The sequence below is a fragment of the Streptomyces sp. SPB162 genome, assembly GCF_029504575.1.
Taxonomy (GTDB): domain Bacteria; phylum Actinomycetota; class Actinomycetes; order Streptomycetales; family Streptomycetaceae; genus Actinacidiphila.
Window position 1 is genome coordinate 341931 of record NZ_JAQFII010000001.1, and the last position, 24545, is coordinate 366475.

23 protein-coding genes are annotated in these 24545 nt (G+C 70.7%); 13 read left to right on the forward strand and 10 right to left on the reverse strand.

Annotation, left to right across the window (positions count from 1 at the left end; translation table 11 throughout):
• Positions 1–308: 308 nt before the first annotated feature.
• A complete protein-coding gene (locus M2266_RS01585) occupies positions 309–563 on the forward strand; it encodes a DUF6296 family protein (RefSeq protein WP_277436435.1) in 255 nt (84 codons plus the stop codon).
• A 109-nt stretch (positions 564–672) separates the two neighbouring features.
• Here the strand turns inward: M2266_RS01585 and M2266_RS01590 are convergent, their stop codons facing one another.
• Together M2266_RS01590 and M2266_RS01595 are read right to left on the reverse strand one after the other, a co-directional pair.
• A complete protein-coding gene (locus M2266_RS01590; protein WP_277436436.1) occupies positions 673–1038 on the reverse strand; it encodes a hypothetical protein in 366 nt (121 codons plus the stop codon).
• A gap of 153 nt (positions 1039–1191) precedes the next feature.
• Positions 1192–2229 (reverse strand): helix-turn-helix domain-containing protein, encoded by a 1038-nt coding sequence (locus tag M2266_RS01595; RefSeq protein WP_277436437.1) that lies wholly within the window; start codon positions 2227–2229, stop codon positions 1192–1194.
• Positions 2230–2686: 457 nt separating this feature from the next.
• Between M2266_RS01595 and M2266_RS01600 the strand changes: the two genes are divergently transcribed.
• The 5 genes from M2266_RS01600 (at position 2687) to M2266_RS01620 (ending at position 11285) form a co-directional block, all read left to right on the forward strand.
• Positions 2687–4624, forward strand: a complete 1938-nt coding sequence (locus tag M2266_RS01600; RefSeq protein ID WP_277436438.1) for a phospholipase C, phosphocholine-specific — start codon at positions 2687–2689, stop codon at positions 4622–4624.
• Positions 4625–4861: 237 nt separating this feature from the next.
• Positions 4862–5602 (forward strand): class I SAM-dependent methyltransferase, encoded by a 741-nt coding sequence (locus M2266_RS01605; protein WP_277436439.1) that lies wholly within the window; start codon positions 4862–4864, stop codon positions 5600–5602.
• Positions 5603–5877: 275 nt separating this feature from the next.
• Entirely contained in the window at positions 5878–6423 is a 546-nt protein-coding gene (locus M2266_RS01610) for a hypothetical protein (RefSeq protein WP_277436440.1), read from the forward strand.
• A 179-nt stretch (positions 6424–6602) separates the two neighbouring features.
• A complete protein-coding gene (locus M2266_RS01615; protein ID WP_277436441.1) occupies positions 6603–8279 on the forward strand; it encodes a cellulose synthase catalytic subunit in 1677 nt (558 codons plus the stop codon).
• A gap of 15 nt (positions 8280–8294) precedes the next feature.
• On the forward strand, positions 8295–11285 hold the full coding sequence (locus M2266_RS01620) for an SGNH hydrolase domain-containing protein (protein WP_277436442.1): 2991 nt from the start codon (positions 8295–8297) through the stop codon (positions 11283–11285).
• 91 nt (positions 11286–11376) lie between these two features.
• On the opposite strand, the gene M2266_RS01625 is transcribed toward M2266_RS01620, so the two are convergent.
• Both M2266_RS01625 and M2266_RS01630 read right to left on the reverse strand, forming a co-directional pair.
• Entirely contained in the window at positions 11377–12144 is a 768-nt protein-coding gene (locus M2266_RS01625; RefSeq protein ID WP_346780860.1) for an SDR family oxidoreductase, read from the reverse strand.
• Between the two features lie 87 nt (positions 12145–12231).
• Positions 12232–12666 carry a hypothetical protein gene (locus tag M2266_RS01630; RefSeq protein ID WP_277436443.1) on the reverse strand — a complete coding sequence of 145 codons (435 nt, stop codon included), beginning with the start codon at positions 12664–12666 and terminating at the stop codon, positions 12232–12234.
• Positions 12667–12963: 297 nt separating this feature from the next.
• Between M2266_RS01630 and M2266_RS01635 the strand changes: the two genes are divergently transcribed.
• The 4 genes from M2266_RS01635 to M2266_RS01650 all read left to right on the forward strand — a co-directional run bounded on the left by M2266_RS01635 (position 12964) and on the right by M2266_RS01650 (position 15674).
• A complete protein-coding gene (locus M2266_RS01635; RefSeq protein WP_277436444.1) occupies positions 12964–13743 on the forward strand; it encodes an SDR family oxidoreductase in 780 nt (259 codons plus the stop codon).
• Positions 13744–13932: 189 nt separating this feature from the next.
• Entirely contained in the window at positions 13933–14064 is a 132-nt protein-coding gene (locus tag M2266_RS01640) for a hypothetical protein (protein WP_277436445.1), read from the forward strand.
• Positions 14061–15056, forward strand: coding sequence for an ABC transporter permease subunit (locus M2266_RS01645; protein ID WP_277436446.1), 996 nt, complete (start codon positions 14061–14063; stop codon positions 15054–15056). Before M2266_RS01640 ends, M2266_RS01645 begins: the two co-directional genes overlap by 4 nt.
• 489 nt (positions 15057–15545) lie before the next feature.
• Positions 15546–15674: a hypothetical protein gene (locus M2266_RS01650; RefSeq protein ID WP_277436447.1), complete on the forward strand. Its 129-nt coding sequence runs from the start codon at positions 15546–15548 to the stop codon at positions 15672–15674.
• A 75-nt stretch (positions 15675–15749) separates the two neighbouring features.
• Here M2266_RS01650 and M2266_RS01655 read toward each other — a convergent pair whose 3' ends face one another.
• The 5 genes from M2266_RS01655 to M2266_RS01675 all read right to left on the reverse strand — a co-directional run bounded on the left by M2266_RS01655 (position 15750) and on the right by M2266_RS01675 (position 21568).
• Entirely contained in the window at positions 15750–17294 is a 1545-nt protein-coding gene (locus M2266_RS01655; protein ID WP_277436448.1) for a GMC oxidoreductase, read from the reverse strand.
• A 58-nt stretch (positions 17295–17352) separates the two neighbouring features.
• On the reverse strand, positions 17353–18936 hold the full coding sequence (locus tag M2266_RS01660) for an APC family permease (RefSeq protein WP_277436449.1): 1584 nt from the start codon (positions 18934–18936) through the stop codon (positions 17353–17355).
• Positions 18933–20402, reverse strand: coding sequence for an aldehyde dehydrogenase family protein (locus M2266_RS01665; protein WP_277436450.1), 1470 nt, complete (start codon positions 20400–20402; stop codon positions 18933–18935). Before M2266_RS01665 ends, M2266_RS01660 begins: the two co-directional genes overlap by 4 nt.
• A gap of 210 nt (positions 20403–20612) precedes the next feature.
• Positions 20613–20804: a DUF1059 domain-containing protein gene (locus tag M2266_RS01670; RefSeq protein WP_277436451.1), complete on the reverse strand. Its 192-nt coding sequence runs from the start codon at positions 20802–20804 to the stop codon at positions 20613–20615.
• A gap of 143 nt (positions 20805–20947) precedes the next feature.
• On the reverse strand, positions 20948–21568 hold the full coding sequence (locus M2266_RS01675; protein WP_277436452.1) for a TetR family transcriptional regulator: 621 nt from the start codon (positions 21566–21568) through the stop codon (positions 20948–20950).
• Between the two features lie 102 nt (positions 21569–21670).
• Between M2266_RS01675 and M2266_RS01680 the strand changes: the two genes are divergently transcribed.
• From M2266_RS01680 to M2266_RS01690, 3 genes are all read left to right on the forward strand, one after another.
• Entirely contained in the window at positions 21671–21829 is a 159-nt protein-coding gene (locus M2266_RS01680; RefSeq protein WP_269275108.1) for a hypothetical protein, read from the forward strand.
• Positions 21830–21948: 119 nt separating this feature from the next.
• Positions 21949–22167 carry a DUF4190 domain-containing protein gene (locus M2266_RS01685; protein WP_277441031.1) on the forward strand — a complete coding sequence of 73 codons (219 nt, stop codon included), beginning with the start codon at positions 21949–21951 and terminating at the stop codon, positions 22165–22167.
• Positions 22168–22349: 182 nt separating this feature from the next.
• Positions 22350–24056, forward strand: a complete 1707-nt coding sequence (locus M2266_RS01690) for an MFS transporter (RefSeq protein ID WP_277436453.1) — start codon at positions 22350–22352, stop codon at positions 24054–24056.
• A 153-nt stretch (positions 24057–24209) separates the two neighbouring features.
• On the opposite strand, the gene M2266_RS01695 is transcribed toward M2266_RS01690, so the two are convergent.
• Entirely contained in the window at positions 24210–24485 is a 276-nt protein-coding gene (locus M2266_RS01695) for a DUF2087 domain-containing protein (RefSeq protein WP_277436454.1), read from the reverse strand.
• Between the last annotated feature and the right edge of the window lie 60 nt (positions 24486–24545).

Here is a 24545-nt window from a genome sequence, read left to right on the forward strand (position 1 = left end):
CATGGCAGCAGGATTTTCGGACTGGAAAGTCAAGAAGCAGTACACGACGAATGACCGCGTGTCGTATTTGGGAAAGGAGTACCGCTGTTTGGCCTCCCACACCTCGAATTCGGCATGGAATCCCAAAGCAGCCGTCACGAAGTGGCAGGAATACAAGCCGTAGCCGCCTGCGGTCGCGTGCCGCGCGGGGCAGTCGTAGCGTCGGAGTATGCCGTCGCACCGTATGCGGACCTTGAGCCGCCCGGTGCCGCTGTGCGACGGCCGACCCGCACTCTCCCGCTGCATACGGTCATTGTTGGGAGCACGCCATGTCCGAGCGCGCCGGCTTCGAGCTCACCTTCACCAACCCCCTCCCGGCGGACGGCACGCCCGCCGAGCAGGTCGTCGAGGTCTTCCCGACGACCGCGGTCGGGTCGGGCGGATATCCGATCTACGTCGACGCGACCAAAATCATCCGCGCCGAGATCAGCGACGCCGGGCAGGTACGCATGATCGCCAGCGGAGGCGGCCAGCGCCCCCAGTCCCCCACCGCGGTCCACCGCCTGCCCCCGGCCGACGACTGACGACCGATGCGCTGACGGCTGACGGCCACGGGTGCGGTTCGGCCGGGACGGCTCGGGCCGGATCTTCCGCCGAAGACCCGACCCGGGCGACGTCCTGCCGGACGAACGGTTACGGGTTGAGCCGGATCGAGTTGATCGGCGACAGGTTCTTGTCCATCCACCAGCCGGGGGCCCCGTAGCCCTCACAGTTCGTGCCGTTGTACCCCAGACAGGTCTGCATGGTCGCTCCCCCGGTCTGGTTGTTGAAGATGCGGTGCATGCCCTCCTGGTTGCTCAGGTTGTGGCCCCCATAGGAGTAGAAGATGAGCGACGGGTTGCCGCCGTTCCAGTCGGGCCCCGGGTAGACGCACGCAGCCCCGGACGGGCATCCCTGGACGGTACCCGCGGCCTGGGCGTCGGTCGTGCCGACCATTGCCAGGGCGCCGGCGGCGAACGCGATCGCGGCGGTCCTCTTGATCCTGCTTACCTCGAACATGGTGGTCTGCTCCTCGGCACGTCAGGTTCTCGTACGACACCCGCGAGTGGCCTTCGGCCCCTCGTCCCGCTGTCGTGTCCGCAGCTTGTCGCGGCACAGCGCACGTCCGCCGCTCACTTTGGCCCGGGCCAAAACGATGCCGGACGCCCCGTGTCAGGCGAGGGGTCCGGCAGGCCCGTCGGCACGCCGGGGACCGGGACCGGGACCGGGACCACCTTCGAGGAGCAGCAGTCCCAGCGACGTAACCGAGTGCAGCTGGTGCTTTCCCTCGCGTCTGCTGACGATCAGGCCCGTGTCGCGCAGCACGGCGAGCTGCTGGCTGGCGGTCGGCACCGACACCCTGGTCGCCGCCGCGAGCTGCGTGGTGGACCGGCAGCTCCCGCCCGCGACCGACGCCAGGAGTACGGCCCGGGTGCGCCCCAGCAGGACCGCCAGGCTCTCCGTGGACAGGTCCTGGGCCGGACCGGTGGAACGGTCCACCGGATAGACGAGGGTCGGCGTCAGGTCCGGGTCCGCCAGGGTGACGGGTTCGCGCCGGCAGAAGTAGGACGGCACGAGGCGCAGGCCACGGCCCTCCAGATGGAGGTCCTGGTCGACGGGGTAGCGGACCCGCAGGACCGGTGGCTCCCACTGCGCCATCGGGCGCAGACTCTTCAGCAGCCCCTCCGTGCCGCCGCCCATCAGTGCCCGGGCGCGCAGGGCGATGTCCGCGCCCACCGTGGCGGACAACCGTTCCCAGACCGGGGCGATGAGCGCCTTCTCATAGGTGACCAGAGCCCATCCCAGGGCGGCGAGCGCGCCGGTGCCGGCATGGGCGAGATCCGTCGGGAAGGGCGCGGTCGTCGGCGTGGCCGCGCCGAGGATCCGCAGTTCCGCGGTGATACGGCGTTGCGGCGTCGAGAGCACCCGGTCGACCGAGGACGCCAGATCGGGTGACGAGGAGGCCGGGGTCAGGAAGTCGGGGAAGTAGGGACCCAGGGGGACGAGCGTGCGCAGCATGGAGGCGGCTCGGTGCGCCGACCCGTGCCGCCGCATCTCAGCCGCCGACGAGCGCCGCCAGGCGCCGAACGTTCCCTCGCCGCCGCGGTCTTGGAGGCGGCACATGCTGCAGACGATCTCCCAGAGCGGATCGGGGTGCTGGATCAGCGATATGCGCTGGAGGTCCTCCGTCGTGAAGTGGATGCGCAGCATATGGTCCCCCCGGACTCCTGTAGGCCCATAGGCCCCGCCACCGTGGCTCCCCTGACCCGGTCCCGGGCCCGACCCGACCCCGGACCCGGACCCGGACCCGGGATCGGGATCGGTGGCGATGTGGATCAGACCGAGGTGAACAGTACGTCCGACCGGGCGCCGTCAGACCGCATACGCGGTGGAACGGCTCGAATCATCCCCTGGCCGCAGCGAGTCGGCCATCGGTGCGGACGGGCGGAGTGACCGGGTCGGAACGCACGGACATCCGGTCGGATAATCACCTGAATTTTCGGCGGAAATGTTCGACACAAGGAATTGAAATCCTTTCTGTAATTCCTTTCGCGACACCCGCGTGGAATACTCCAGGCCGCAATGCGGGCGCGATCGCCCGCCGCCTACGGGTGGTTCGATGGCGCTGACGCCGCTATCGCCGCCGCGCGCTCCGAAAGGCCGACCGATGACCCCACTCAGCCGCCGTACCTTTCTGTCGGCCACCGCCGCGGGCGCGGCCTCCATGGTCGGCCTCGCGGCCGCCCAGGAAGCGGCCGCGGCCCGCACCGGCACCGTGGCCGACGTGAAGCACGTGGTCATCCTGATGCAGGAGAACCGCTCCTTCGATCACTACTTCGGAACCCTGAACGGCGTCCGCGGCTTCGGTGACAAACAGGCCCTGCAGTTCCCCGACGGTGGCGATGTGTTCCGCCAGCCCGACCCCGCCCGCACCGACGGCGGCGCCATGCTCCCGTACCGGATGGACACCTCCAAGTACAACGCGCAGAACGCGGCCGGCCTCCCGCACGACTGGAACACCGGCCACCAGGCCGTCAACAACGGCGCGATGAACGCCTGGATCGCCGCCAAGGGCGAGCGCACCATGGGGTACTTCACCCGCGCGGACATCCCGTACCAGTACGCGCTGGCCGACGCGTTCACCGTGTGCGACGCGTACTTCTGCTCGCTGGCCGGGCCGACGATCCCGAACCGGCTCTACCTGTGGAGCGGCACCTCGGGGCCCGGCCACGACGGCACCACCGGCCCGTGGACCGACAACACCGCGAGCCCGGAGAATCCCGTCGCCGACTGGACGACCTACGCGGACCGACTGCAGGCCGCCGGGGTCAGCTGGCGGGTCTACCACAACCCGACCGAGGACGATCTGACCGGGAACTACGGCGACAACGCCCTCGCGTACTTCAAGCAGTTCCACACCTATGCCCAGGACGACCCGCGGTACGTCAACGCGATGACCAAGTTCGATCTCACCGTCTTCGACCAGCACTGCAAGGACGGCTCGCTGCCCACCGTCTCCTGGTTGGTCGCGCCCTACGTGTACTGCGAACACCCCACGGCCAGCCCGGACTACGGCGCCTGGTGGGTCGACTCCGCCCTGCGGTCGCTGATGTCGAACCCGCAGGTGTGGAAGGAGACCGTGTTCCTGGTGATGTACGACGAGAACGACGGCTACTTCGACCACATGATCCCGCCCACCCCCGAACCCGGCACCCCCGAGGAGTTCGCCAAGGACCGGCCGGTCGGACTGGGCAGCCGGGTTCCCCTGTGGGTGGTCTCCCCCTGGTCGCGGGGCGGGTACGTCAACTCCCAGGTCTCGGACCACACCTCCGTGCTGCGCTTCCTGGAGACGGTGACGGGCGTCCAGGAGCCCAACATCAGCGCCTGGCGCCGGACCGTGTGCGGCGACCTCACCAGCTGCTTCGACTTCACCACCCCCGACTACTCCATCCCCGCGCTGCCCGACACCGTCGAACTGATGGCCAAGGCCGACGCGGGTGCCAAGCTCCCCGCCGTCGCCCTGCCCGCCGCGGGCACGCAGTACGTGCCCGCGCAGGAGACCGCGGCACGACCGCATCGCCAACTGCCCTACGCGCCCCATGCCGAGCTCGCGATCGACCGCTCGACCGGCGTGCTCACCTGCACCATGACCAACTCCGGCAAGGCCGGCTTCCACTACACCGTGTACCCGAACATCATCCAGCCGTTCGCCGGCACCCCGTTCACGGTCGCCCCGGGCGACTCGAAGACCTATACCTGGACGACGTCGTCGGATGACGCGCGCTACGACTTCACCGTGCACGGCCCCGACGGCTTCGTCCGCCGCTTCGCGGGGAGCGTCCACCCCGACGGCCAGAACGCTGCCGCGGTGCCCTCGGTGACGGCCGCCATCGGCAAATCCGTCACCCTGCACCTGGCCAACACCGGCCTGGCCGACGCCTCCTTCGCCGTCACCCCGCACGACCACGCCGGTACCGCGCAGTCCGTCACCGTGGCCGCCCTCTCCCGCGCCACCCTCACCTGGCCGCTGGCCGACGGCCGCTACGACGTCATCATCACCGCCGCCAACGGCTACGTCCGCCGCTACGCCGGAACTGTGCACTGACCGCCGCCGGCCGCCCGAACGCGATCGACCGGAAACCCGCCCCGGCGGCGCCGCACATGCCGTCAGGACGGCCTTGGGCGCACGCCTGGGCGGCCGGAAACACGGCGTCGCGGGTGCTGGGGCACCCCGACCGCCGCCAGGCCGGCCGGCAGCCCCTCAGCCCTTCGGCAAACACCAGCTGACCTGGTCTTATACCGCCGCTGTCGATAGAATCGGCCGCTACGGAAGGGGGTCCGGATGGACCGGGACATCCGCACGGTCGACGACGTTCTGAGGTTGCTGGACGGCCTGTTCGCGCCGGGGGCCGACCGTTGGACCGCCGACGCGGCCGACTGGTGGGACGGCTTCTACGCGGACCGCTCCAAGCCGGTGCCGTTCTTCGTGGCGAGGCCGGACGAAAGCCTGGCCTCCTACGTCGAACGGGGTCTGATCGCTCCTGGCCGCGCCCTGGATCTGGGCTGCGGCCCCGGCCGCAACGCCCTGCACCTCGCCTCCCTGGGCTTCGAGGTGGACGCCGTCGACCTCTCCCCCGCGGCCATCACCTGGGCCGAGGACCGGGCCCGCGAGGCCGGCGCCGACATCCGGTTCCACTGCGCCGACGCCTTCACCGCGACCGGGCTGAACGGCCCGTACGACCTCATCCACGACTCGGGCTGCTTCCACCACCTGCCGCCCCACCGCCGCGTCAGCTACCTCGCCCTCCTGGACCGCGCCCTCGCCCCCGGCGGACACCTCGCCCTCACCTGCTTCGCGGCCGGTGAAACGGGCATGGGCTCCGAACTCCCCGACGCGGACTTCTACCGCGAGTCCGGCCTCCAGGGCGGCCTCGCCTACACCCCGCAGTCCCTGCGCTGGATCTTCTCCGACCTGACGGAGATCGAACTGCGAAGGATGCACGACGAACCACCGGAGTCCCCCTACTTCGGCGAGCCCTTCCTGTGGACGGCCCTGTTCCGCCGCGACACCGGGACCCGGTGACGCCAACGCGGGCGGCGCGGCGGTAGGAGAGCCGGGCCCGGCCGGTCTCCGGGCAGACATCGAGCGTCGGCATTCCGTCCGGGGCCTTGCGGTCGGTGAGGAACAGCGGGCCGCGGGTGGGACGCCGCCGGCTCGGCGAGCACCGACGGCGGGGATCCGCCCCGCATCCGGGAAGGTTGACCTCCGCCGGGACCGGGTAGCCCAGTCGGGCGTCCCCTTCGCGGAGCGGGGTGGCCGCCGGTCGCTGACCGCACCCATGCCGGCAAGGAGTCAGCGTGACCGCGAAGCCCCTCCTCCTCATCGATGTCGACGGCCCGCTCAACCCGTTCGCGGCGCGGCCGCACCGGCGGCCGGCCGGGTACACGACGCACCGCACGCGGCCGTCCGGCTGGGACCTGCCCTGGCAGAAGCCGCTGCGGGTGTGGCTCAACCCGGCCCATGGCCCGCTGCTGCTGGCGCTGCCCTTCGAGCTGGTGTGGGCGACGACCTGGGGCGTGCAGGCCAACCGCTGGATCGCCCCGCACCTCGGCCTGCCCGAGCTTCCCGCCGTCGACTGGCCGGAACTGCACGCCCGGCGCGACGACGGCACCTACTTCAAGACCCACGACATCGTCCGCTACGCCGCCGGCCGGCCCTTCGCGTGGATCGACGACGAGATCCGGCTCCCGGACCGCGAGTACGTCGCCACGCACCACCGCGGCCCCTCCCTGCTCCTGCGCGTCGAACCGAGCCTCGGGCTGCTCCCGGCGGACTTCGACCAGCTCGCCGCCTGGGCACGCGAGCTGGCCGCGGGAGAGCCCGGCAGCGCCGGGCGGACCTGACGGACCGCTTCTGACCTCGGCGTAGCCGGAACGGCGGATGACGGGGCCGTCACGGAAACCTGTCCGCACTGTGAATATGTGCGCGGCCGTCTCGGTCCGTGGATTCTCCCGCAAATGGTCTATACCTTTGGCGGTAGGGTGCGCGGTAGATCGTCAATCGAGCGCCCGTGGGGGGACACTTGACCGTCGACCATCTACCTCAACCACCGTCAGATCACGAGCTCTACTGGTACTTCGGACCACAGCGCCGGTGGGTACTGATCTGTACCTCACTCGCCTTCGTGTTCACCGCGGCCACCATGTTCACCTTCGCACTGCGGACGCCGGCCCTGTGGGCCTTCCTCGCGGTGCTGCTGCTCAACCTGGTGGCCCTGGCACTCTCCTCCGTCAACAGCCTGCGCCAGCGGCGGCTGACCCGGCACTCGCACGAAGTGCTCACCAAGGCCTGGCGTCCGGCCGAACCGCCGGACGTCGACCTCTATCTGCCGACCTGCGGCGAGCCGCTCGCCGTCCTGGAGAACGCCTACCGGGCCGTCGCGGCCGTCGACTGGGCCGGGACGCTGACCGTCTGGGTGCTCGACGACGCCGACCGTTCCGAAGTGGCCGCCCTGGCCGCCGCCCACGGCTACCGGTACGTCGTCCGTCCGGACCGGGGGCACCTGAAGAAGGCCGGCAACCTCAACCACGCGCTCACGGTGAGCGGCGGACAGTACATCGCCATCCTGGACGCCGACTTCGCGCCCAGGCCGGACTTCCTGCACCACCTGCTGCCGTACTTCGCCGACCCCGGCATCGGCATCGTCCAGAGCCCGCAGTGCTTCGACACCGACGAGTCGATGGACTGGATCCAGCGCGCCGCCGGCTCGGCCCAGGAGTGGTTCTTCCGCTGGATCCAGCCCTCGCGGGACGCCAGCGACGCGGCCATCTGCTGCGGCAGCAACGCGGTCTACCGCCGCACCGCGATCGAGGCGGCGGGCGGCTTCGCGAAACTCGACCACAGCGAGGACCTGTACACCGGACTCGCCCTCTACGAGCAGGGGTTCCGGACCCTCTACGTCCCGGTGCTCGTCGCCAAGGGCACCTCACCGGACAACCTCTCGTCCTTCGTCAACCAGCAGTACCGCTGGGCGATGGGCAACCTGCACCTGATCAGGAACTCCGACCTCAAACGCATGGGCGCGCCCTGGCGGATGCGACTGTGCTTCTACGAGGGCATCATCGGCTACCTGACGGCGGCGGTGAACACGTTCGCCGCTCCGCTGCCACCGCTGGTGATGATGTTCTGGTACCCGGACCGGATACGTCCCTGGCACGTCCTGCCGCTGCTCGCGCCCCTGTGGCTCTGGCACGTGCTGCTGCCCCGGATCAGCCACACCCGGTGGCGCGTCGAGGTCATCCGCGCCAACGTCCTGACGAGCGTCGCCGCCGCGGCCGCGTTCCTGCACACGCTGCGCGGTCACAGCGCCGCCTGGGTTCCGACCGGCGCCGGCCGGACGAGACCCAGCGGGATGGCCCGCAAAGTGGTGCTGGTCTCGCTCGCCTGGCTCATCGGATCCATCGGCGCGGCCGCGGCCGGACTCGCCCTGTCGGTCAACCGGAACGGCTGGATGCCCAACTGGGGGCTCGGCCTGTACCTGTTGGTGCAGTGCCAGATCGGCCTTCCGCTGGTCCGCGACCTGATCGCCGAACTGCACCCGGCCAGGACGGCGTCCGCGACCGTACGAACCACGCGGCCGGCCCGGCTCGGCATGCTGCCCAGGCGCTGGCCCGAAGCGCTGGCCGCCACCTCACTCCTCCTGCTCACCGCCCTGCTCGCCTCCGGATGGGTCAGCCCCATGCTTCCCTGGCTGAGCTGAAAGGTCATCGCACCCATGTCCTCCACCACGGTTCCGGACCGACATCCGGAAACCGCCGGCCGTTCCAGCCGTCCGACCCACGGGCCGGACTCCACGGGAAGGATCGGGAAAGCCGCGTCCAGGCCCCCCGCTCCCGGCTTCCGCCCCGACATCGAGGGCCTGCGCGCCGCGGCGGTACTCGCCGTACTCGCCTTCCACGCCGAACTGCCCGGCCTGAGCGGCGGATTCGTCGGCGTGGACGTCTTCTTCGTCATCTCCGGCTACCTGATCACCGGGCTGCTGATCCGCGAGGCCGCCACGACCGGCCGCATCCGCATCGGCGAGTTCTTCTCCCGCAGGGCCCGCCGACTCCTGCCATCGGCGGCCGTGGTGCTCGGCGCGACCGCGCTGGCCGCCGCCTGGCTCACCGTCCCACTGCGCCGAACCGACCTCGAATACGACGTACTGGCCGCCGCGCTGTCCACCGCCAACTGGCGCTTCGTCTCCCAGCAGACCGACTACCTGGCCGCCGGGCGCGATCCGAGTCCGCTGCTGCACTTCTGGTCACTCGCCGTGGAGGAGCAGTTCTACCTGTTCTGGGGTCCGCTGCTCGCACTGATCGTCTTCGCGGTGCTCAGGACGTCCCGCAGGGGCCGGGCCGTGCGGTCGGCCGTGTTCGCGGTCACCGCCCTGCTGACGGGCGGCTCCTTCTTCCTGGCGCTGCACTGGACCCACACCTCCGTCTCCCTGGCCTACCTCGGAACACCCTCCCGGGCCTGGCAGTTCGGGGTCGGGGCGCTGCTGGCGCTGACCCCGTGGCACCGGCTGCGCGGACTGGCGCTGATCCGCCCGGTGTGCGGGTGGGCCGGCGCCGCGGCCCTCGTGTGGTCCGTGGCGCGCTTCGACGCCGCCACGCCGTACCCCGGATACGCCGCGCTCCTGCCCACGCTGGCCACCGCCGCGATCATCCTGGCGGAGACCGGTGACGCGAACGCGTCGTACGGTGTCGGCCGGATCCTGCGCGGCCGCGCACCCCGGGCCGTCGGGCGCCTCTCCTACACCCTCTACCTGTGGCACTGGCCGGTACTCGTCCTCGCCGAAGCCCGGCTGGGAACCCTCGGCTGGCCCGCCAGGGCGGCGTTGACCGCGGCCTCCGCGCTGCCCGCCCTGGCGACGATGCGCTGGATCGAACAGCCGCTGCGCCGCAGCAGGACCGTCTCCGAGTTCCCGAGGCGCGGGCTCGCGCTGGGCATCGCGGCGGTCGTCCTACCGGTGGTCCTGGCGCTGGTGGTCGGCACCGGAACGATGAACCTGCTCGCGTCGGCCCCGGCGTTCGACCCGAAGGGGCTGCCACCGGGCGCGGCCGACGGCAGGTCGCTGCTGGCACGGACCGGCACCCCGCTGCGGGACGGACCGCCGGTGCCGGGAGCCGTCCAGGCCCGCAAGGACTTCCCGCCGGACGGCCCGTGTGAGGTGGCACCCACCGCGACCACCAGCCCGCCCTGCCTGTTCGGCGTGACCACCAGCCCGGACCGGATCGTCCTGCTCGGCGACTCGCACGCCGGCCAGTGGTTCTCCCCCCTGCTGGGCATCGCCGCCGAACGCGGCTGGGCCCTGCAGGAACTGGTGAAGCAGGGCTGCCCGCTGCCCCGGCTGACCGTGCGGAACCCGCAGTTGGGCCGCGCGTACACCGAATGCGACACCTGGCGCGCGAACGCCCTGTCCCGGCTGCGCCGAGGACCGAAGCCCAAACTCGTCGTCATCTCCTCGCTCAACCGCTACACCGACGACCGGAAGCTCCTCACCGCGGGCTGGGAGAAGACGCTGGCGGCACTGCGCGACCTCGGCGTGCCCATCGTCTACATCCAGGACACCCCCGTCCCCGGGACGGACGTTCCGGCCTGCGTCTCCGGACACACCCAGGACCCGGAGGCGTGCGCGTTCGACCGCGACACCGCGCAATGGCCCGATCCGCTCGCGGCATCGATCGCGGCCGGCCGGCTGCCGGGTGTGCGGGCCGTCGAGGTGAACTCCGTGCTGTGCCCCGGCGCGGGCCCCACCTGCCCGGCGGTACTGGAACGGGTCCTGCTGTACCGGGACGACGCGCACCTGACCAATGTCGCCGCCACCGTACTGGCGCCCCGGCTGAAGCGGCTGCTGACGGACGCCGGAGCCCTCCCCGGTTCCGACGCGCTACCCTCGGAGCGGTGGACGCAGCTGCTCAGGGACGACTTCGACGGACCGGCCGGCAGCCGCCCGTCGGCCGCGAAGTGGCAGTACGACCTCGGCACCTGCTATCCCGGCTGCCCGGCCCCCCAATGGGGAACCGGGGAGATCGAGACCATGACCGAGTCGACGGACAACGTCCGGCTGGACGGGAAGGGCGCGCTGGAGATCGTGCCCCGGCTGCGGAACGGGCAGTGGACCTCGGGCCGCATCGAGTCCAAGCGCTCCGACTTCGCCCCACCGCCCGGCGGCGTGTTGCGCATCGAGGCCTCGATCGCGCTGCCCGATGTCACCGGACCCGCGGCGGCCGGCTACTGGCCGGCCTTCTGGACTCTGGGCTCCGGACTGCGCGACGGCTACACCGGCTGGCCCTCCATCGGGGAACTCGACGTCATGGAGAACGTCAACGGCCGCGATTCCGTCTTCGGGACCATGCACTGCGGCACCCTCGAAGGCGGCCCCTGCAAGGAGCCCCAGGGGCTGGGCTCGGGGGACCGCTCCTGCCCCGACTGCCGGACGGGATTCCACACCTACGCCGTGGAGGTCGACCTCACGGCCGGCGCGGAACAGGTGCGCTGGTACCTCGACGGACAGGAGTTCCACAAGGTCACCGCGGCGCAGATGGATCGCGGAACCTGGGACGCGGCCGTGCACCACGGCCTGTTCCTGATCCTGAACGTCGCCGTCGGCGGTAACCTCCCCGCCGCGCTCGGCGCCACCGCGGGGCCCACGACCGCACCGGGGCACCCGATGCGCGTGCGATATGTCGCCGTGTCGGCCCGAGGAGGCGCCCACCCCTGACGCGGCGCGGGGAAGCGCGCCCGCCGGCCCGCACGGACACTGCCGTGCGGGCCTAGGCCGAGCGGGGCGATCCGCCGCCCCGGCACGGCGGTCAGCTGGGGAACATCCCCGCGGTGGCGTTGACCCAGGTCCCGGTGATGGCGACGCCGGCATCGGAGGCGAGGAACGTCGCCAGCGCGGCGATGTCGGCGATCCGCGGCGAGCGCTTCGTCATCCGCATGCTGTCCAGGTGCCCGACCAGGCCCTGCACCGCGGCCTCGTCCATGCCGGTGGCGCCCGCGGCGGCCAGCTTCTCCGGTGTCAGGCTGTCGGCGACACCCGCCGTCCAGATCCCGCAGACGCGGACTCCGGCCGGACCGATCTCCTGGGCGAACTGGCGGATCAGCGCGTCCAGCGCGCCGTCGGCGGCCGCGGTGCCGCCCATCATCGGGCTGCCGTTGGCAGAACCGCTGTTCAGCGAGAGGATCACGCCGGAGCCCTGCGGCACCATGTGGCGGGCGGCGGCCCGCGCGGTGATGAACTGGCAGGCGATGCCTTGGACGACCGGCCGGGTGTAGTCCTCGAGCGACATGTCCGTGAGCGGCACCCCCTGGAAGTCGCCCCGGGGCACGAGGTTGACGGACACGTCCAACCGGCCGGCCCGCTCGACGACCGACGCCGCGTGGGCCTCGACGGCCTGTTCGTCAGTGGCGTCGAGGACGTCGTACTCGGCACCCGTCTCAGCGGCGGTCTTCTTCAGCGTGGCCTCCGTGCGGCCGACGAGGAACACCCGCGCACCGGCCTCGGCGTAGGCCTTCGCGACGCCCGCACCCAGCGAGCCGGCTCCGCCGTAGACGACCGCGACCTTGTTCTGCAGCATGATTCCCGATCCCTTGCTCAGAGGCGCCGTGCGCGCCCGTCATCCTGTACGACGTACCTGGTGCGGAAACTCATCGGTCCGGCCCCGTCACAGCGTCACCGGCAGCCCGAACGCGGCGAACAGCTCGTCGGTGAGCGTCGCGAAGGCCTCCTCGCCGAGCGTCACGCGATTCGTCACGCGGTCGGGTGTGACGTTTTCCGCGGCCGTGGCCTCCAGCGGCGTCGGCGGCGGAGCCGGTGTCTCCTCGCGGGCTTCGCGTGCCTCCCGGGCCAGCCGCCGGAGCTGTGCGAACCGCGGGGAGAGCGACTCGACGTCGGCGTGGAAGGCGAGTGCGGGAGCCAGTCGCAGTCGCCGCACCCGGTCCCCGATCTCCGTGACCAGCTCCTCCGCCGGGACTCCTGCCGGCTGCCGCCGCTCCCGGTAGGCGCGCTGCCTGCACGCCTGGGAGCAGTACACCGCGGTCCTTCCGGACCGCCCACCGGCCACGATCGGCTCTCCGCAGGTCTGGCACTTCCCTGTCATGCCTCACACCCTAAGGACCCGGGCCCGCTCCCCCGCGGCACTTCCCCGTCCCGCTTTCCCGCACCTGATCGAAAGCGCCCCTGGCGTCCTCCGAACAGGCACGCCCTCTCAAGGGTGTTGCGAAAGTCCCGCCTGGCCCGCGACGCCTGGCACGCCCGCCTGCTGCGTTGTCGGGCTCGTCCAAGGACGTCCCGTCGAGGACGACCCTCCGCCTTGCGGTCGGCCGCAGCAGCCGCCGCGGACCCTGCCTTAACGGGCGAACGGGGCTACTTTCGCAACACCCTTTAGGGTGCTCAGATGATCTCGCAAGGATATCTCTCCGACCTGTTCGCGCTGGACGGCCGCGTCGCCCTGGTGACCGGCGGCAGTTCCGGCATCGGCCGCGCCATCACCGGGGCGCTGGCCCGTGCCGGGGCGAGCGTCGTGGTCGTGGCCCGCAGGGAGGCGGAGCTGGCCGGCACGGTCGACGAGTTGGCGGCCGACGGCTGCCGGGCGGCCTGGGTGAGCGCCGACCTGGCCACCGGCGACGGAGTCCGCACGGCGGCGGACGAGGCGTCCGCGGTGTACGGGGAGCCCGACATCCTCGTCAACTGCGCGGGGATCAACCTGCGGCCGCCGATGGACGAGTTGGACGATGCGGTGTGGGACGCCACGATGGCGGTGAACCTGAAGGCCCCCTTCCTGTTGGGGCAGCGGTTCGGTCCCGGCATGGCCGAACGCGGTTTCGGGCGCATCATCCACATCACCTCGCAGCAGGCCCACCGGGCGTTCGTCCAGAGCGGCGCCTACGGGGTCTCCAAGGGCGCGCTGGAGTCGCTGGCCCGCTCGCAGGCCGAGGCGTGGTCGCCGCACGGCGTCACCTGCAACACCCTCGTACCCGGGTTCGTCATGACGCCGCTGAACGCTCGGCTGTCGTCGGATCCCGAGCGGGTCGCGGCGCTGGCCGCGCGCACGATGGTGGGGCGCAACGGCCTGGCCGAGGACTTCGCGGGCGCCGCGGTGTTCCTGGCGAGTGGCGCCTCGGCCTACGTGACGGGGCAGGCGATCTTCGTCGACGGCGGGATGTCCGTGCACTGAGAACGGAACCGGGGCGGGACGCGGACGCGGACGCGGTGGTGAACGGTTCGCGTCCCGGCCCGGCTCTCCTTCCGGCCGCCTCCGAGTGGAGTCACCGGGGACGGCTGCCCGGCGCCGCCACCAGGACCGGAGGGCAATAGGCCGCTCCGAGACGGAAGTTGACCCTTGACAGCGCGGAGACCCCTTCTCGTGCGCACCCAGGGCCGTCCCCTCGACGACCTCGCGTGGTCCGAGCACGAGGTGACCCTCGAAGACCTCGTCCTGGCCTACCTCACCGCCGCCACGCGTCCGGCCCGCTCCCCGATGGATGTGACCGCATGATCTGGCTGACCTGGCGCCAGCACCGCAAGCAGGCGCTGTTCACCGCGGTCGGGCTCGCCCTGCTCGCCGCTCTTCTGGTCCCCACCCGCCTGCGGATGCACGACGCCATGGACGGCTCCGGTCTGGCCGACTGCCTCTCCAAGCTGGGTTCGGCCGAGCTCGTGTCGCATAACGACTGCCAGAAACTGAGTACGCAGTTCTCGAACCAGTTCACCGCCATGCCGTTCGTCAGCGTGCTGTTCGTGGCGCTGCCGCTGCTGGTGGGGCTGTTCTTCGGCGCCCCGCTGATCGCCCGTGAGGTCGAGCACGACACCCACCGGTTCGTGTGGACGCAGGGCGTCAGCCGCCGGCAGTGGGCGCCGGCGAAGTTCGGGATGATCGGCGCCGCCACGACGCTGCTCGCCGTCGTGTACGCCCTGGGCGTCTCCTGGTGGGCCGAGCCGCTGGCCACCATGGGCAACGAACGGTTCACCTACATCATCTTCGACGTACAGGGCATCGCGCCGATCGGCTACACCCTGTTCGCGGTGGCACTGGGCATCTTCGCCGGAACCGTCTGCCGCAAGGTGATGCCCGCCATGGGCATCACACTCGGCGGGTTCCTCGTGGCCCGCATCGGCATCGAACTACTGGCCCGCATCCACTACATGGCTCCGCGCGAGCTCGTCTACGCGGTCACCGGCAACCTGCAGCCGAACCCGAGCCTGAGCAACTGGGTCTCGTCCCTGGGCGGGCGCGACGCCGGCGGCAAACTCGTCCTGAGCGGCAGCCAGACGGGCTGCCCGCCGGTCGGGACCAAAGCGGCCCCGGGGATGCCCGACGCCGACGCGTGCTTGAACCAGATGGGTCTGGGGCGCGGCGCCTACAACTGGCAGCGCTACCAGCCGGGTGACCGCTTCTGGGCGTTCCAGGGCATCGAGACGGGCATCTTCGTCGCCTTGGCCGCACTGCTGCTCTACCTCGCCGTCCGCCGCATCAGCCGAGTCGCCTGAGCGAGCGCCGGGAGCCGCCCATCCGACGCCGAGCAGACGGGTACGGGGGCCGCCGGTCCTGCGACCGGCGGCCCCCTGCGCACCAGGAGCCGCCGAAGCGCCTCACGCGCCGACGTCAGCAGGGCAAGAGCGCGCCGCGCGGCACGCTGGATGAACGCACGACCGCGGCGGCGACTCTACGCCGCCGCACCCGCTCCGCCGCCTGACGCGCCCGGCCCGGCCCCGCACCGGGAGCGCCGTACCCAACCCGGCCGTGATCCAGCGGTGACCGGTCCGGGCGGATATCGCTCCCCCGTGCGAGAGGCGTGCCCGTGCGTTACGTCCGGGTCGTCTCGTGCACCCGGTGGGGTGAAGGGCGGCTTCGGGGGATTGCCTGTCCGGGGCGACGTCGTTGGTCGAGGCGTGACAGTGATCCAGGAGCCCGGGGTCCCGACCGGCCGGCGGCGACGCAGGCCAGGTGACGGCAGGGCTGAAGAATCGGTTCTCCTGATGGACGAGCCTCCGATCTACGCCGCGCTCATCAGGCAGTGGCACCAGCGCGGATGCATACTGCCCGGCCAGAACGACCACGAGTGGTCCACGCTGGTGGCCTCCCGCCCGGGAGCGGGAGGCCACTGATCCGAGCGGGATGCCGGACTTCCCCCCGGCATCCCGCTGTCGGCCGGGCCGTGCGGGTACGGTGAAACGCGGTGCTCAGCCTGACTTGATCATGTCGGCGCACTTTTCGCCGATCATCATCGTCGTGATGCACGGATTGACCGCCGGCAGGAACGGCATCACCGACGCGTCCGCCACCCGCAGCCCGCTGACGCCCTTGACCCGCAACTGCGGGTCCAGAGGCGACTCGGCGTCGCCGGACGCGCCCATCCGTACGGTGCCCGCGGGGTGGTAGACCGTGTTGTGGGTCTTGCGGATGTAGTCCAGCAACTCCTCGTCGGACTTCGCCCCGGGACCGGGGGCCAGTTCCGCGCCGGCCCAGTCGGCCATCGGGGACTGCGCGACGATCTCCCGCGCGAGGCGCAGCCCGTGGGTCATCACCCGCACGTCGTGCTCGTCGGTGAAGTAGCGGGGGTCGACGCGCGGCTTGTCCCGGGAGTCACGGGTCCGCAGCCTGACGGTGCCCATCGAGCGGGCCCGGGTGACGTTCGGCGTGAGGCAGAAGGCGTTCTCGGTCGTCGGGTAACCGTGGCGGTAGGTGTTCATGTCGAACGGCACCTGGCCGTAGTGGAACATCAGGTCCGGCCGGTCCAGGCCCTCCTGGGTGTCGGTGAAGATGCCGATCTCCCACCACTGGGTGGAGGTGGAGACCATGGGCCGCTTGGCCTCCCACATGACCAGTCCCTCCGGGTGGTCCTGGAGGTGGGAGCCCACGCCGGGGGAATCGACCAGGACGTCCACGCCGGAGTCCTTGAGGTGCTCGGCCGGGCCGATGCCCGACAGCATCAGCAGTTTGGGCGAGTCGATGGCCCCGCAGGCGACGATCACCTCGCGCCGCGCCCCGACCGCCAGGGTGTGGATGGTGTCCGGCGCCAGGTACTCCACGCCCGTGCAGCGCTTGTCGGCGTCGAACGACAGCCGCTTGGCCTGCAAGCCGGTGCGGACCTCCAAGTTGGGCCGCTTGCCGAGGATCGGGTGCAGATACGACACCGACGCGGAGGAGCGGGTGCCGTCCTCGCGGGCGTTGATCTGGAACCAGTGCGCGCCGCGCACCACCGTGGTTCCGGTGTTGAACGGTGTGGTGGGGATACCGGCCGCCGCGCAGGCCTCCAGCAGTGCCGTGCCGCACGGGTCGTTCGGCGGGACGTTGCGGATGGTGACCGGGCCCGAGCGGCCGTGGTGGTCACCGGGCGCGTCGTTGGTCTCCAGCCGCTGATAGAGCGGGAAGCAGTCCGCGGCGCTCCAGCCGCTGCAGCCCAGCGCCCCCCATTCGTCGAGGTCCTCCGCCGGCGCCCAGAAAGCGATGCAGGAGTTGTGTGAGGAGCAGCCGCCGAGCACCTTCGCGCGGGCGTGCCGCATGAAGCTGTTGCCGTTCTCCTGCGGCTCCACCGGGTAGTCCCAGTCGTAGCCGGACTCCAGCAGACCCATCCACTTGTCGAGTCGCAGGATGTTGTCGTCGCCGACGTCCGAGGGCCCGGCCTCCAGCACGCAGACGCTGACGCTCGGGTCCTCGGTCAACCGCGCGGCCACCACCGCGCCCGCCGTGCCGCCACCGACCACGACATAGTCGAACTCGTCCATGTCAGTTCTTCCTCGTTTCCCAGTGCGTGCTCACGGTGCGTTCGATCCGTCTCCCCGCCTACGGGGCGCCGTGGACCGCTCCCGGCGCCCCGCCGAAGGCGTGCTCGGAGAGCACACCGGTCTTCTTGCGCTGGACGAACCAGTAGTAGGCGAAGCCGCCGATCGCGACGACGCTGACGAACAGGACGCCGCCCCAGCGCAGGTACCAGTGCTGGGGGCCGGTGGCGTTGTAGACCTCGGGGCGCGGCCACAGGAGGTTGACGGTCATCGCGATGCCCCAGAGCACCGCCAGGATGTTGACCGGCAGGCCCCAGCGGCCGAGGGAGAAGTGCTCGGTCGACGGCGTCCACGTGCCGCGTAGCCGCTGCACCAGCATGGGCATGGTGACCATCAGGTACGCGATGTAGATCATGATGATGGCGATGCTGGTGACGACCGAGAAGATCTGCGGCTGGTTGATGTTGACGACCAGGATGGCGATCGCCACGATCCCGATCACACAGGTGGCCAGCACCGGCGTCTGGAACCTCGGGTGCAGTTTGGCGAGCTTCGAGCCGGCCGGCAGGTTGTTGTCCCGGGCCATCGCGAAGGCCAGGCGCAGCCCCGCGGTCTGCACGGACAGCGCGCACACCGTGATCGCGATGACGACGCACCAGAGCACGGCCTGACCGATCGTCTCGCCGAGCGCGGCCTTCACCACGTACTGGAGCCCGTCGACGGAGAGTTCCTTGGCGTGCAGGTCCGGGGTGGCCAGCAGCGCGAAGAGCAGGATCAGACCGCCGAGGAAGAATGAGGCGATGAGGGCGCGCAGGATGGCTCGGGGCGCGTTGCGGGACGGGTCGATGGACTCCTCGCCGAGCGAGGACGCCGTGTCGAAGCCGTACATCACGTACGCGGAGGCGAGCGAGGCGGTGAGGAACGCGCCGAAGTAGCCGAGCGGCTGCCCCTGGCCGAGTCCGTAGGTGTGCATGATGGCGCTCGGGCCGCGGGTGATGTGCGCGGCGAGCAGGATGATCAGGACGACGGCGGCGATCAGCTCGATGAAGACGCCGGTGGAGTTGATGGTGGCCATCAGCTTCACCCCGAAGGCGTTCACCACGGTGGTGAAGACGATCAGGATCGTGCCGAGCAGTACGGCGTTGGCGGCCGCGTCGTACTTGCCGGTGCCGTCGCCGATGACCTGGAAGAAGCTGGAGATCTGCGGCAGCGTCAGCTGGTAGGCCAGCGCCACGGCGGCCAGCGACACCATGGTGGCGACCGTCATCATCCAGCCCGCCAGCCAACCGACGTGCGGGCCACCCGTCTGCTTGGCCCAGTTGTAGACCGAGCCCGCGACGGGGAAGCGCGCGGCGAGTTCGCAGAAGCACAGCGCGACCATCAGTTGCCCGACGAAGACCATCGGCCAGGACCACCAGTAGGCGGGCCCGCCGAAGCTGACACCGAAGTAGAAGAGCTGGAAGGTGCCGGTGAGGATGGAGATGTAACTGATGCCCGCGGCGAAGGTGTGGAAGTTGCCGAGCGTGCGCTTGAGTCCGGGCTTGTACCCGAGCTCGGTCAGCGCCGCGTCGCTGTCGACCTCACCGGCGACCTCACCGGCGGCGGGTCCGGGGGTCTGGCCGGGGGTCTGGCCGGGGTCGCTCATTCGAACCACCGCTGCGGGCGCGGGGCGGTGTTCCGCCAGATGTGCTTGGCCTCCTGGTATTCGGCCAGTCCGGCCGGGCCCAGTTCACGGCCGACGCCGGACTGCTTCATGCCGCCCCACTCGGCTTGAGGCACGTAGGGGTGGAAGTCGTTGATCCACACGGTTCCGGCGCGCAGCCGGGCGGCCACCCGGTGCGCGCGTTCGCTGTCCTGCGTCCAGACCGCTCCGGCCAGGCCGTACACGGTGTCGTTGGCGAGCGCGATCGCCTCGGCCTCGTCGCGGAAGCGCTCGACGGTCAGCACCGGGCCGAACGACTCGTCGCGGACGACGGACATGTCCGAGGCGCACTCGTCCAGCACCGTCGGCGGGTAGTAGTAGCCGTCGGCCAGTGCCGGGTCGTCGGGCCGTGCGCCGCCGCAGCGCAGCACCGCGCCTTCCTCGAGCCCGGCCGCGACGTAGGCCTCGACCTTGTCGCGGTGCGCGGCGGAGATCAGCGGGCCGGTGCGGGCGTCCTGGTCGAAGGGGCCGCCGAGCCGGATCGTCTGAGCCCGTCGCACCAGCTCGTCCACGAACCGGTCGTGCAGTTCGTCCTGGACCAGCAGTCGGGCGCCGGCCGAGCAGACCTGGCCGGAGTGCAGGAACACCGCCATCATCGCGTAGTCGACGGCGGTGTCGAACTCGGCGTCGGCGAAGACGATATTGGGGTTCTTGCCGCCCAGTTCCAGGGCGATCTTCTTCACGGTGGGCGCGGCGGCGGCCATGATGCGCCGTCCGGTGAGCAGCCCACCGGTGAAGGACACCAGGTCCACGCGCTCGTCCGTGCTGAGCGGCGCTCCCGCGGTGGCCCCGGCGCCGAGCACCAGGTTGGCCGCTCCGTCGGGCAGGCCGGCCTCCTTCAGCAGCCCCATCAGGAGGATGGCGGTGTGCGGAGTCAGCTCACTGGGCTTGAGCACGAAGGTGTTGCCGGCGGCCAGCGCCGGGGCCACCTTCCAGGCGGTCTGCAGCAGCGGGTAGTTCCACGGGGTGATCAGGGAGCAGACGCCGACCGGCTCGTGGACGACCCTGCTGTCCGTCTCCGGGTTGCCGGTGTCGATGACCCGGTCGGTGCCGCCCGAGGCGGCCAGGTTGCCGAAGTAGCGGAAGCAGTTGGCGATGTCGACCATGTCGTATTCGCTCTCCACCAGCCGCTTCCCGGTGTCGAGGGATTCGGCGCGGGCGAAGGCGGCGTTGTCGCGCTCCAGCAGGTCGGCGACGCGCAGCAGCAGCCGTCCGCGCTCGGCGGCCGGAGTGCCGGGCCAGGGCCCGTTGTCGAACGCCTCGCGGGCGGCGGCCACCGCGGCGGCGGCGTCCTCGGGGCCCGCCTCGTCGACGGTGGCGACCAGTTTCCCGTCCGCCGGACAGCGGATCTCGCGCACCCGCCCCGCGGAGGCGGCGGTCCACTGGCCGCCGATGAACAGCTCCGGCATGAAGGCTCCTGTGCGGTTCGTGATGGGCTGTGCGGTCCTGTGACGGTCTGTTACCCGACACTAAGGCGGCCGCCCGGCTACCGCAGCACACAAGCGGCCAACCGGACGGCATCCCTCCGCGCACCTCTCCACGAATCCGGAAACCATGCACACCCATGCGGGCTAATCGCTGACCAGCGGTTCGCGCACAGGGAGATGAACGGAACGCGTTCAGACGTGTTGCGGGGCTTCGTCCTTGAGCATGCCGCGCACACCATCGCGCAGCTCGGCGCCGTCCGTGTGCCCGTGGACCGACACGGCGTGCTCGGACGCGGCGCGGACGACTTCCTCCTCCTCGCCGGTGATGGTCAGCGTGCACCCGGATTCACTGGGCATGTCCCGGCAGTCGGCGACCTTACGCATGACAGACCTCCAGTCCGCCCGATGCGCCGTGCCGCGGGCCCGCGAGCGCGGTGAGCACTGGAGCCGGAGGCCAGGGGCGGGCGCTAGGGCTATATAGCACAAATATAGGCATTTCTACTGAAGAGCACCAGCTCGCGAGTCCCTCAGGAATCGAGCCAGTGCCGCCGGCCGAGACTGATGACGCGCAACTGGCGGCGGGCGGTGGAGGTGATGCGCTCCTCGTCCTGCGGCGTGGCTTCCAGGAACTGGGTCGCGGTTGTCACCATGTGGTCCACATAGAGCTCCGCGAGCATCCGCACGTCGTCCGCCACCCACCCCTCGGAGACGGACTGAAGGGCCAGGCCGGCGGCCACCTCGTCGGCGAAGTGCCGCAACTGGGCGGCGATCGCCTCGCGGACCGGGCGCACGCCGCCGTGCCGCTCGCGGGCGATGAAGCGGATGTGCGGCCGGTGGTCGAGGACGTGGCGGGCGATGATCTCGACCGTGCGGTCGATCAGCCGGTCCGGATCCCGCTGCTCGGCCATCGCCGCCCGGATCACCGAGTGCAGGCTGCCAAGCGACTCCTCCACCAGGGCGACGCCCAGGTCCGACAGGTCCCGGAAGTGCCGGTAGAACGCGGTGGGCGAGACGCCTACCGCACGGGTGACCTCACGCAATCCGAGACTGCTCAGATTCTGGTGCTCCAGCAGGCCCAGCGCGGCATCCAGCAGGGCCTGGCGGGTCTGTTGTTTACGGGCCTGTCGGACGCCGGTGGTGTGACTCATGTCATTCAGTAAACATGTGTTCTCCCAAATCCGCCAGGATAGACTCCTACTCAGTGAACAGTTGTTATCCGAACTTCCCAACTCCCCAAGGGGGAACCGCAAATGAGCCTCGTCGTACTCCTCGTGGCCATGGGCATCCTGATGGGCGCGGCCGCTCACGCCTCGCTCTCGGTCTTCACCGTCGCCTCGGCCCTGATCATCGCCTGGCTGCTGGCCTTCGGCGTCCGCGAGGGCATCGCCCGCGTCCGGAACCACCGCTGACCGGCGGAACCACCGTGGCGTCCACGCGCCACACCAACCAGCAAGGGGGAAACACCGTGAACACCCAGCTCACCTCGTCCGTCGCACACCCGGCCCGCGAGCGCAAGGATGCCGACGGCATGGCCGTCGCCTCGTTCCTGCTCGGCCTGCCCGGCCTGCTCGTCCTCAACCTCGTACTCGGCCCGTGCGCCATCGCGCTGGCCTGCACCGCGCTCATGAAGGGCACCCAGCGCCGCGGCCGTGCCCTGCTCGGCCTGGCCCTCGGCATCGCCGACCTCGTCATTCTGGTGGTCACGACGGTCGCCAACCACGGCGTGCTCTGGCAGTTCGGCGGCTGACCAGCGGGACCCGGCGGCCGACCAGGGGCTCGACGCGGCGCTCGACGTAACCGTCGCGCCGTGTCCGACCGACGGGAATCCTTCGTGCAGACATCTAGGCGTACCGACTGGTCGGTACTACCCTCTGGCCACGCCCCCTGAAGGCGCATCCGCTCGGCACATCCGCACCCAGGAGGAGCCGCATGGCCACGCCCCCGTCGCCGCACGACGACGCCAACGCCGTCCCCGACCCGCCCACCCCGCCCCGGCCGGGCCTCGCCGGCCGCCTGTGGCACCGCGACCTGGCGCACTACCCGGCCAGCGGCCACCGCATGGCATACCTGGCGATCGTCGTCGTGACCACCGTCGTCCTGTACTACATGCTGTACATCCAGTACGCGGTCGCGACCTCGATCATCGAGCACTTCCACATGACGTACACCTACTTCATCTGGGTCTCGGTCATCGGCAACGCGGTGGGAGCCTTCGCCTCCCTGGCCGCCGGTCTCGCGGACCGCTGGGGGCGGGCCAACATGGTCGTCTACGGGCTGCTGATCGCCGGGCTGCTCGTCCTGTTCGGGCTGCCCAACGCCTCCTCCAAAAGCGTGTACCTGGTCCTCTTCACCCTGGTGAGCTTCATCGAGGGTGTCGTCCTGGTCGCCACCCCCGCGCTCATCCGCGACTTCTCCCCGCAACTCGGGCGGGCCACCGCCATGGGGTACTGGACGATGGGCCCGGTGATCGGCAGCCTCGTCGTCACGACGGTCACCAGCCACACCCTCGACACGACCGGCTGGCAGGACGAGCTGCGCTACTCCGGCGCCTCCGGCCTCGTCGTCTTCGTCATCGCGCTGTTCGCGCTGCGCGAGCTGTCACCCGCGCTCCGCGACCAGATCATGGTCAGCCTGCGGGACCGCACCCTGGTCGAGGCCCGCGCCAAGGGCATGGACCCGGAGGCCGTCCAGCAAGGGCACTGGCGCCAGATGCTCCGGCTGGACGTCGTCGGCTCGGCGTTCGCCATCAGCGTCTTCCTGCTGCTGTACTTCGCGGCCGTCGGGAACTTCGTCGTCTACTTCGCGACCGTCTTCGGCTACACCGAGCAGCGCGCCAACGCGGTGGCCAACTGGTACTGGGCTGCCAACGCCATCGCCCTGGTGGTGGCCGGCCTGCTCTCGGACCGGCTCCGGGTGCGCAAACCGTTCATGGTCGTGGGAGCGCTCGGCTCGATCGTGGTCACCGCCGCGTTCGCGATGCGCGCCACTCACTCGGGCACCGACTACTACACGTTCGCCTGGCTGTTCGTCGGTATCGGCGTCTTCGCCGGGCTCGCCTACGCGCCGTGGATGGCGAGCTTCACCGAGACGGTCGAGATGCACAACCCGGCCGCCACCGCCACCGGCCTGGCCGTCTGGGGCTGGATCATCCGGGCCGTCGTCGCCGTCTCGGCCGCGTTCATCCCGGTCCTCGTCACGGCTGTCACCCCGCTGGTCGACCACGGCGCGGAGGTGAAGGCGGCCCAGGTCCAGGCGGGTCCCGCGCTGGCCGTCGTCGGCGCGCACCAGGAGTTGTTCGCCGAGCTCGGCAAGTACCCGCCGACCGCCATCCCGCCGGACCTCACCGCCCGCGCGGTGCAGGAGGTCGGTCCGGCCGACCTCGCGGTGGTCCAGAAGGCGCAGCCGCAACTGCAGTTGCTGCGGGAGTACGGACCCGAGGTGCAGAAGGCCGCCGAGGACGGCCCCGGGCAGTGGCGCACCTGGTGGTGGGTGTGTGTCGGCGGCCAGGTGCTCTTCCTTCCCTTCATCTTCGTGATGTCCGGACGGTGGAGTCCCAAGAAGGCCAAGGAGGACGCCGAGGAGCACCGGCTCGCCGTCGACCGCGAGCTGGCGGCCCTCACGGCGGGACGGGCCTGACGGCAGCGATCGATCGCGGCAGCAGTGACCTCGTCCGCGTCACCGGAACCCCGGTGGCGCGGACGCTCACTGCTCCCGGCACGTGCGGACGCGGGGCGGGTGACGGCGCAGTCGGACGCGGACGGGCGCGATCGGGCGCGATCGGGCGCCCGGTCAGCGGGCCCGTCGGTAGCTGGCGCCGTCGCGGGTCCGGGTCAGGAAGCCGCCCCCCACCAGATACCGCCGCAGCGCCGCGCTGTCCTCGTGCACCGTGTGCAGCGCCTCGTTGATCTCGCGTTCGGTGTACTCCCGGTCGTGCTCGAAGAGCGTCTGTGTCAGGTGGACGAGCAACTGCTCGCGGCGCCTGGCCTTACGCGGGATCGCCACCAGCCTCCCGCGGGAGAACAGGTCGGACACCCCTCGTGAACTGCTTTGATCGTTGTCGGACATGGCCAGAAGCCTGCTCCACCGGCCGGCCCCGGGCAACGTGTTTTCGGTGCGGCGGCGGGG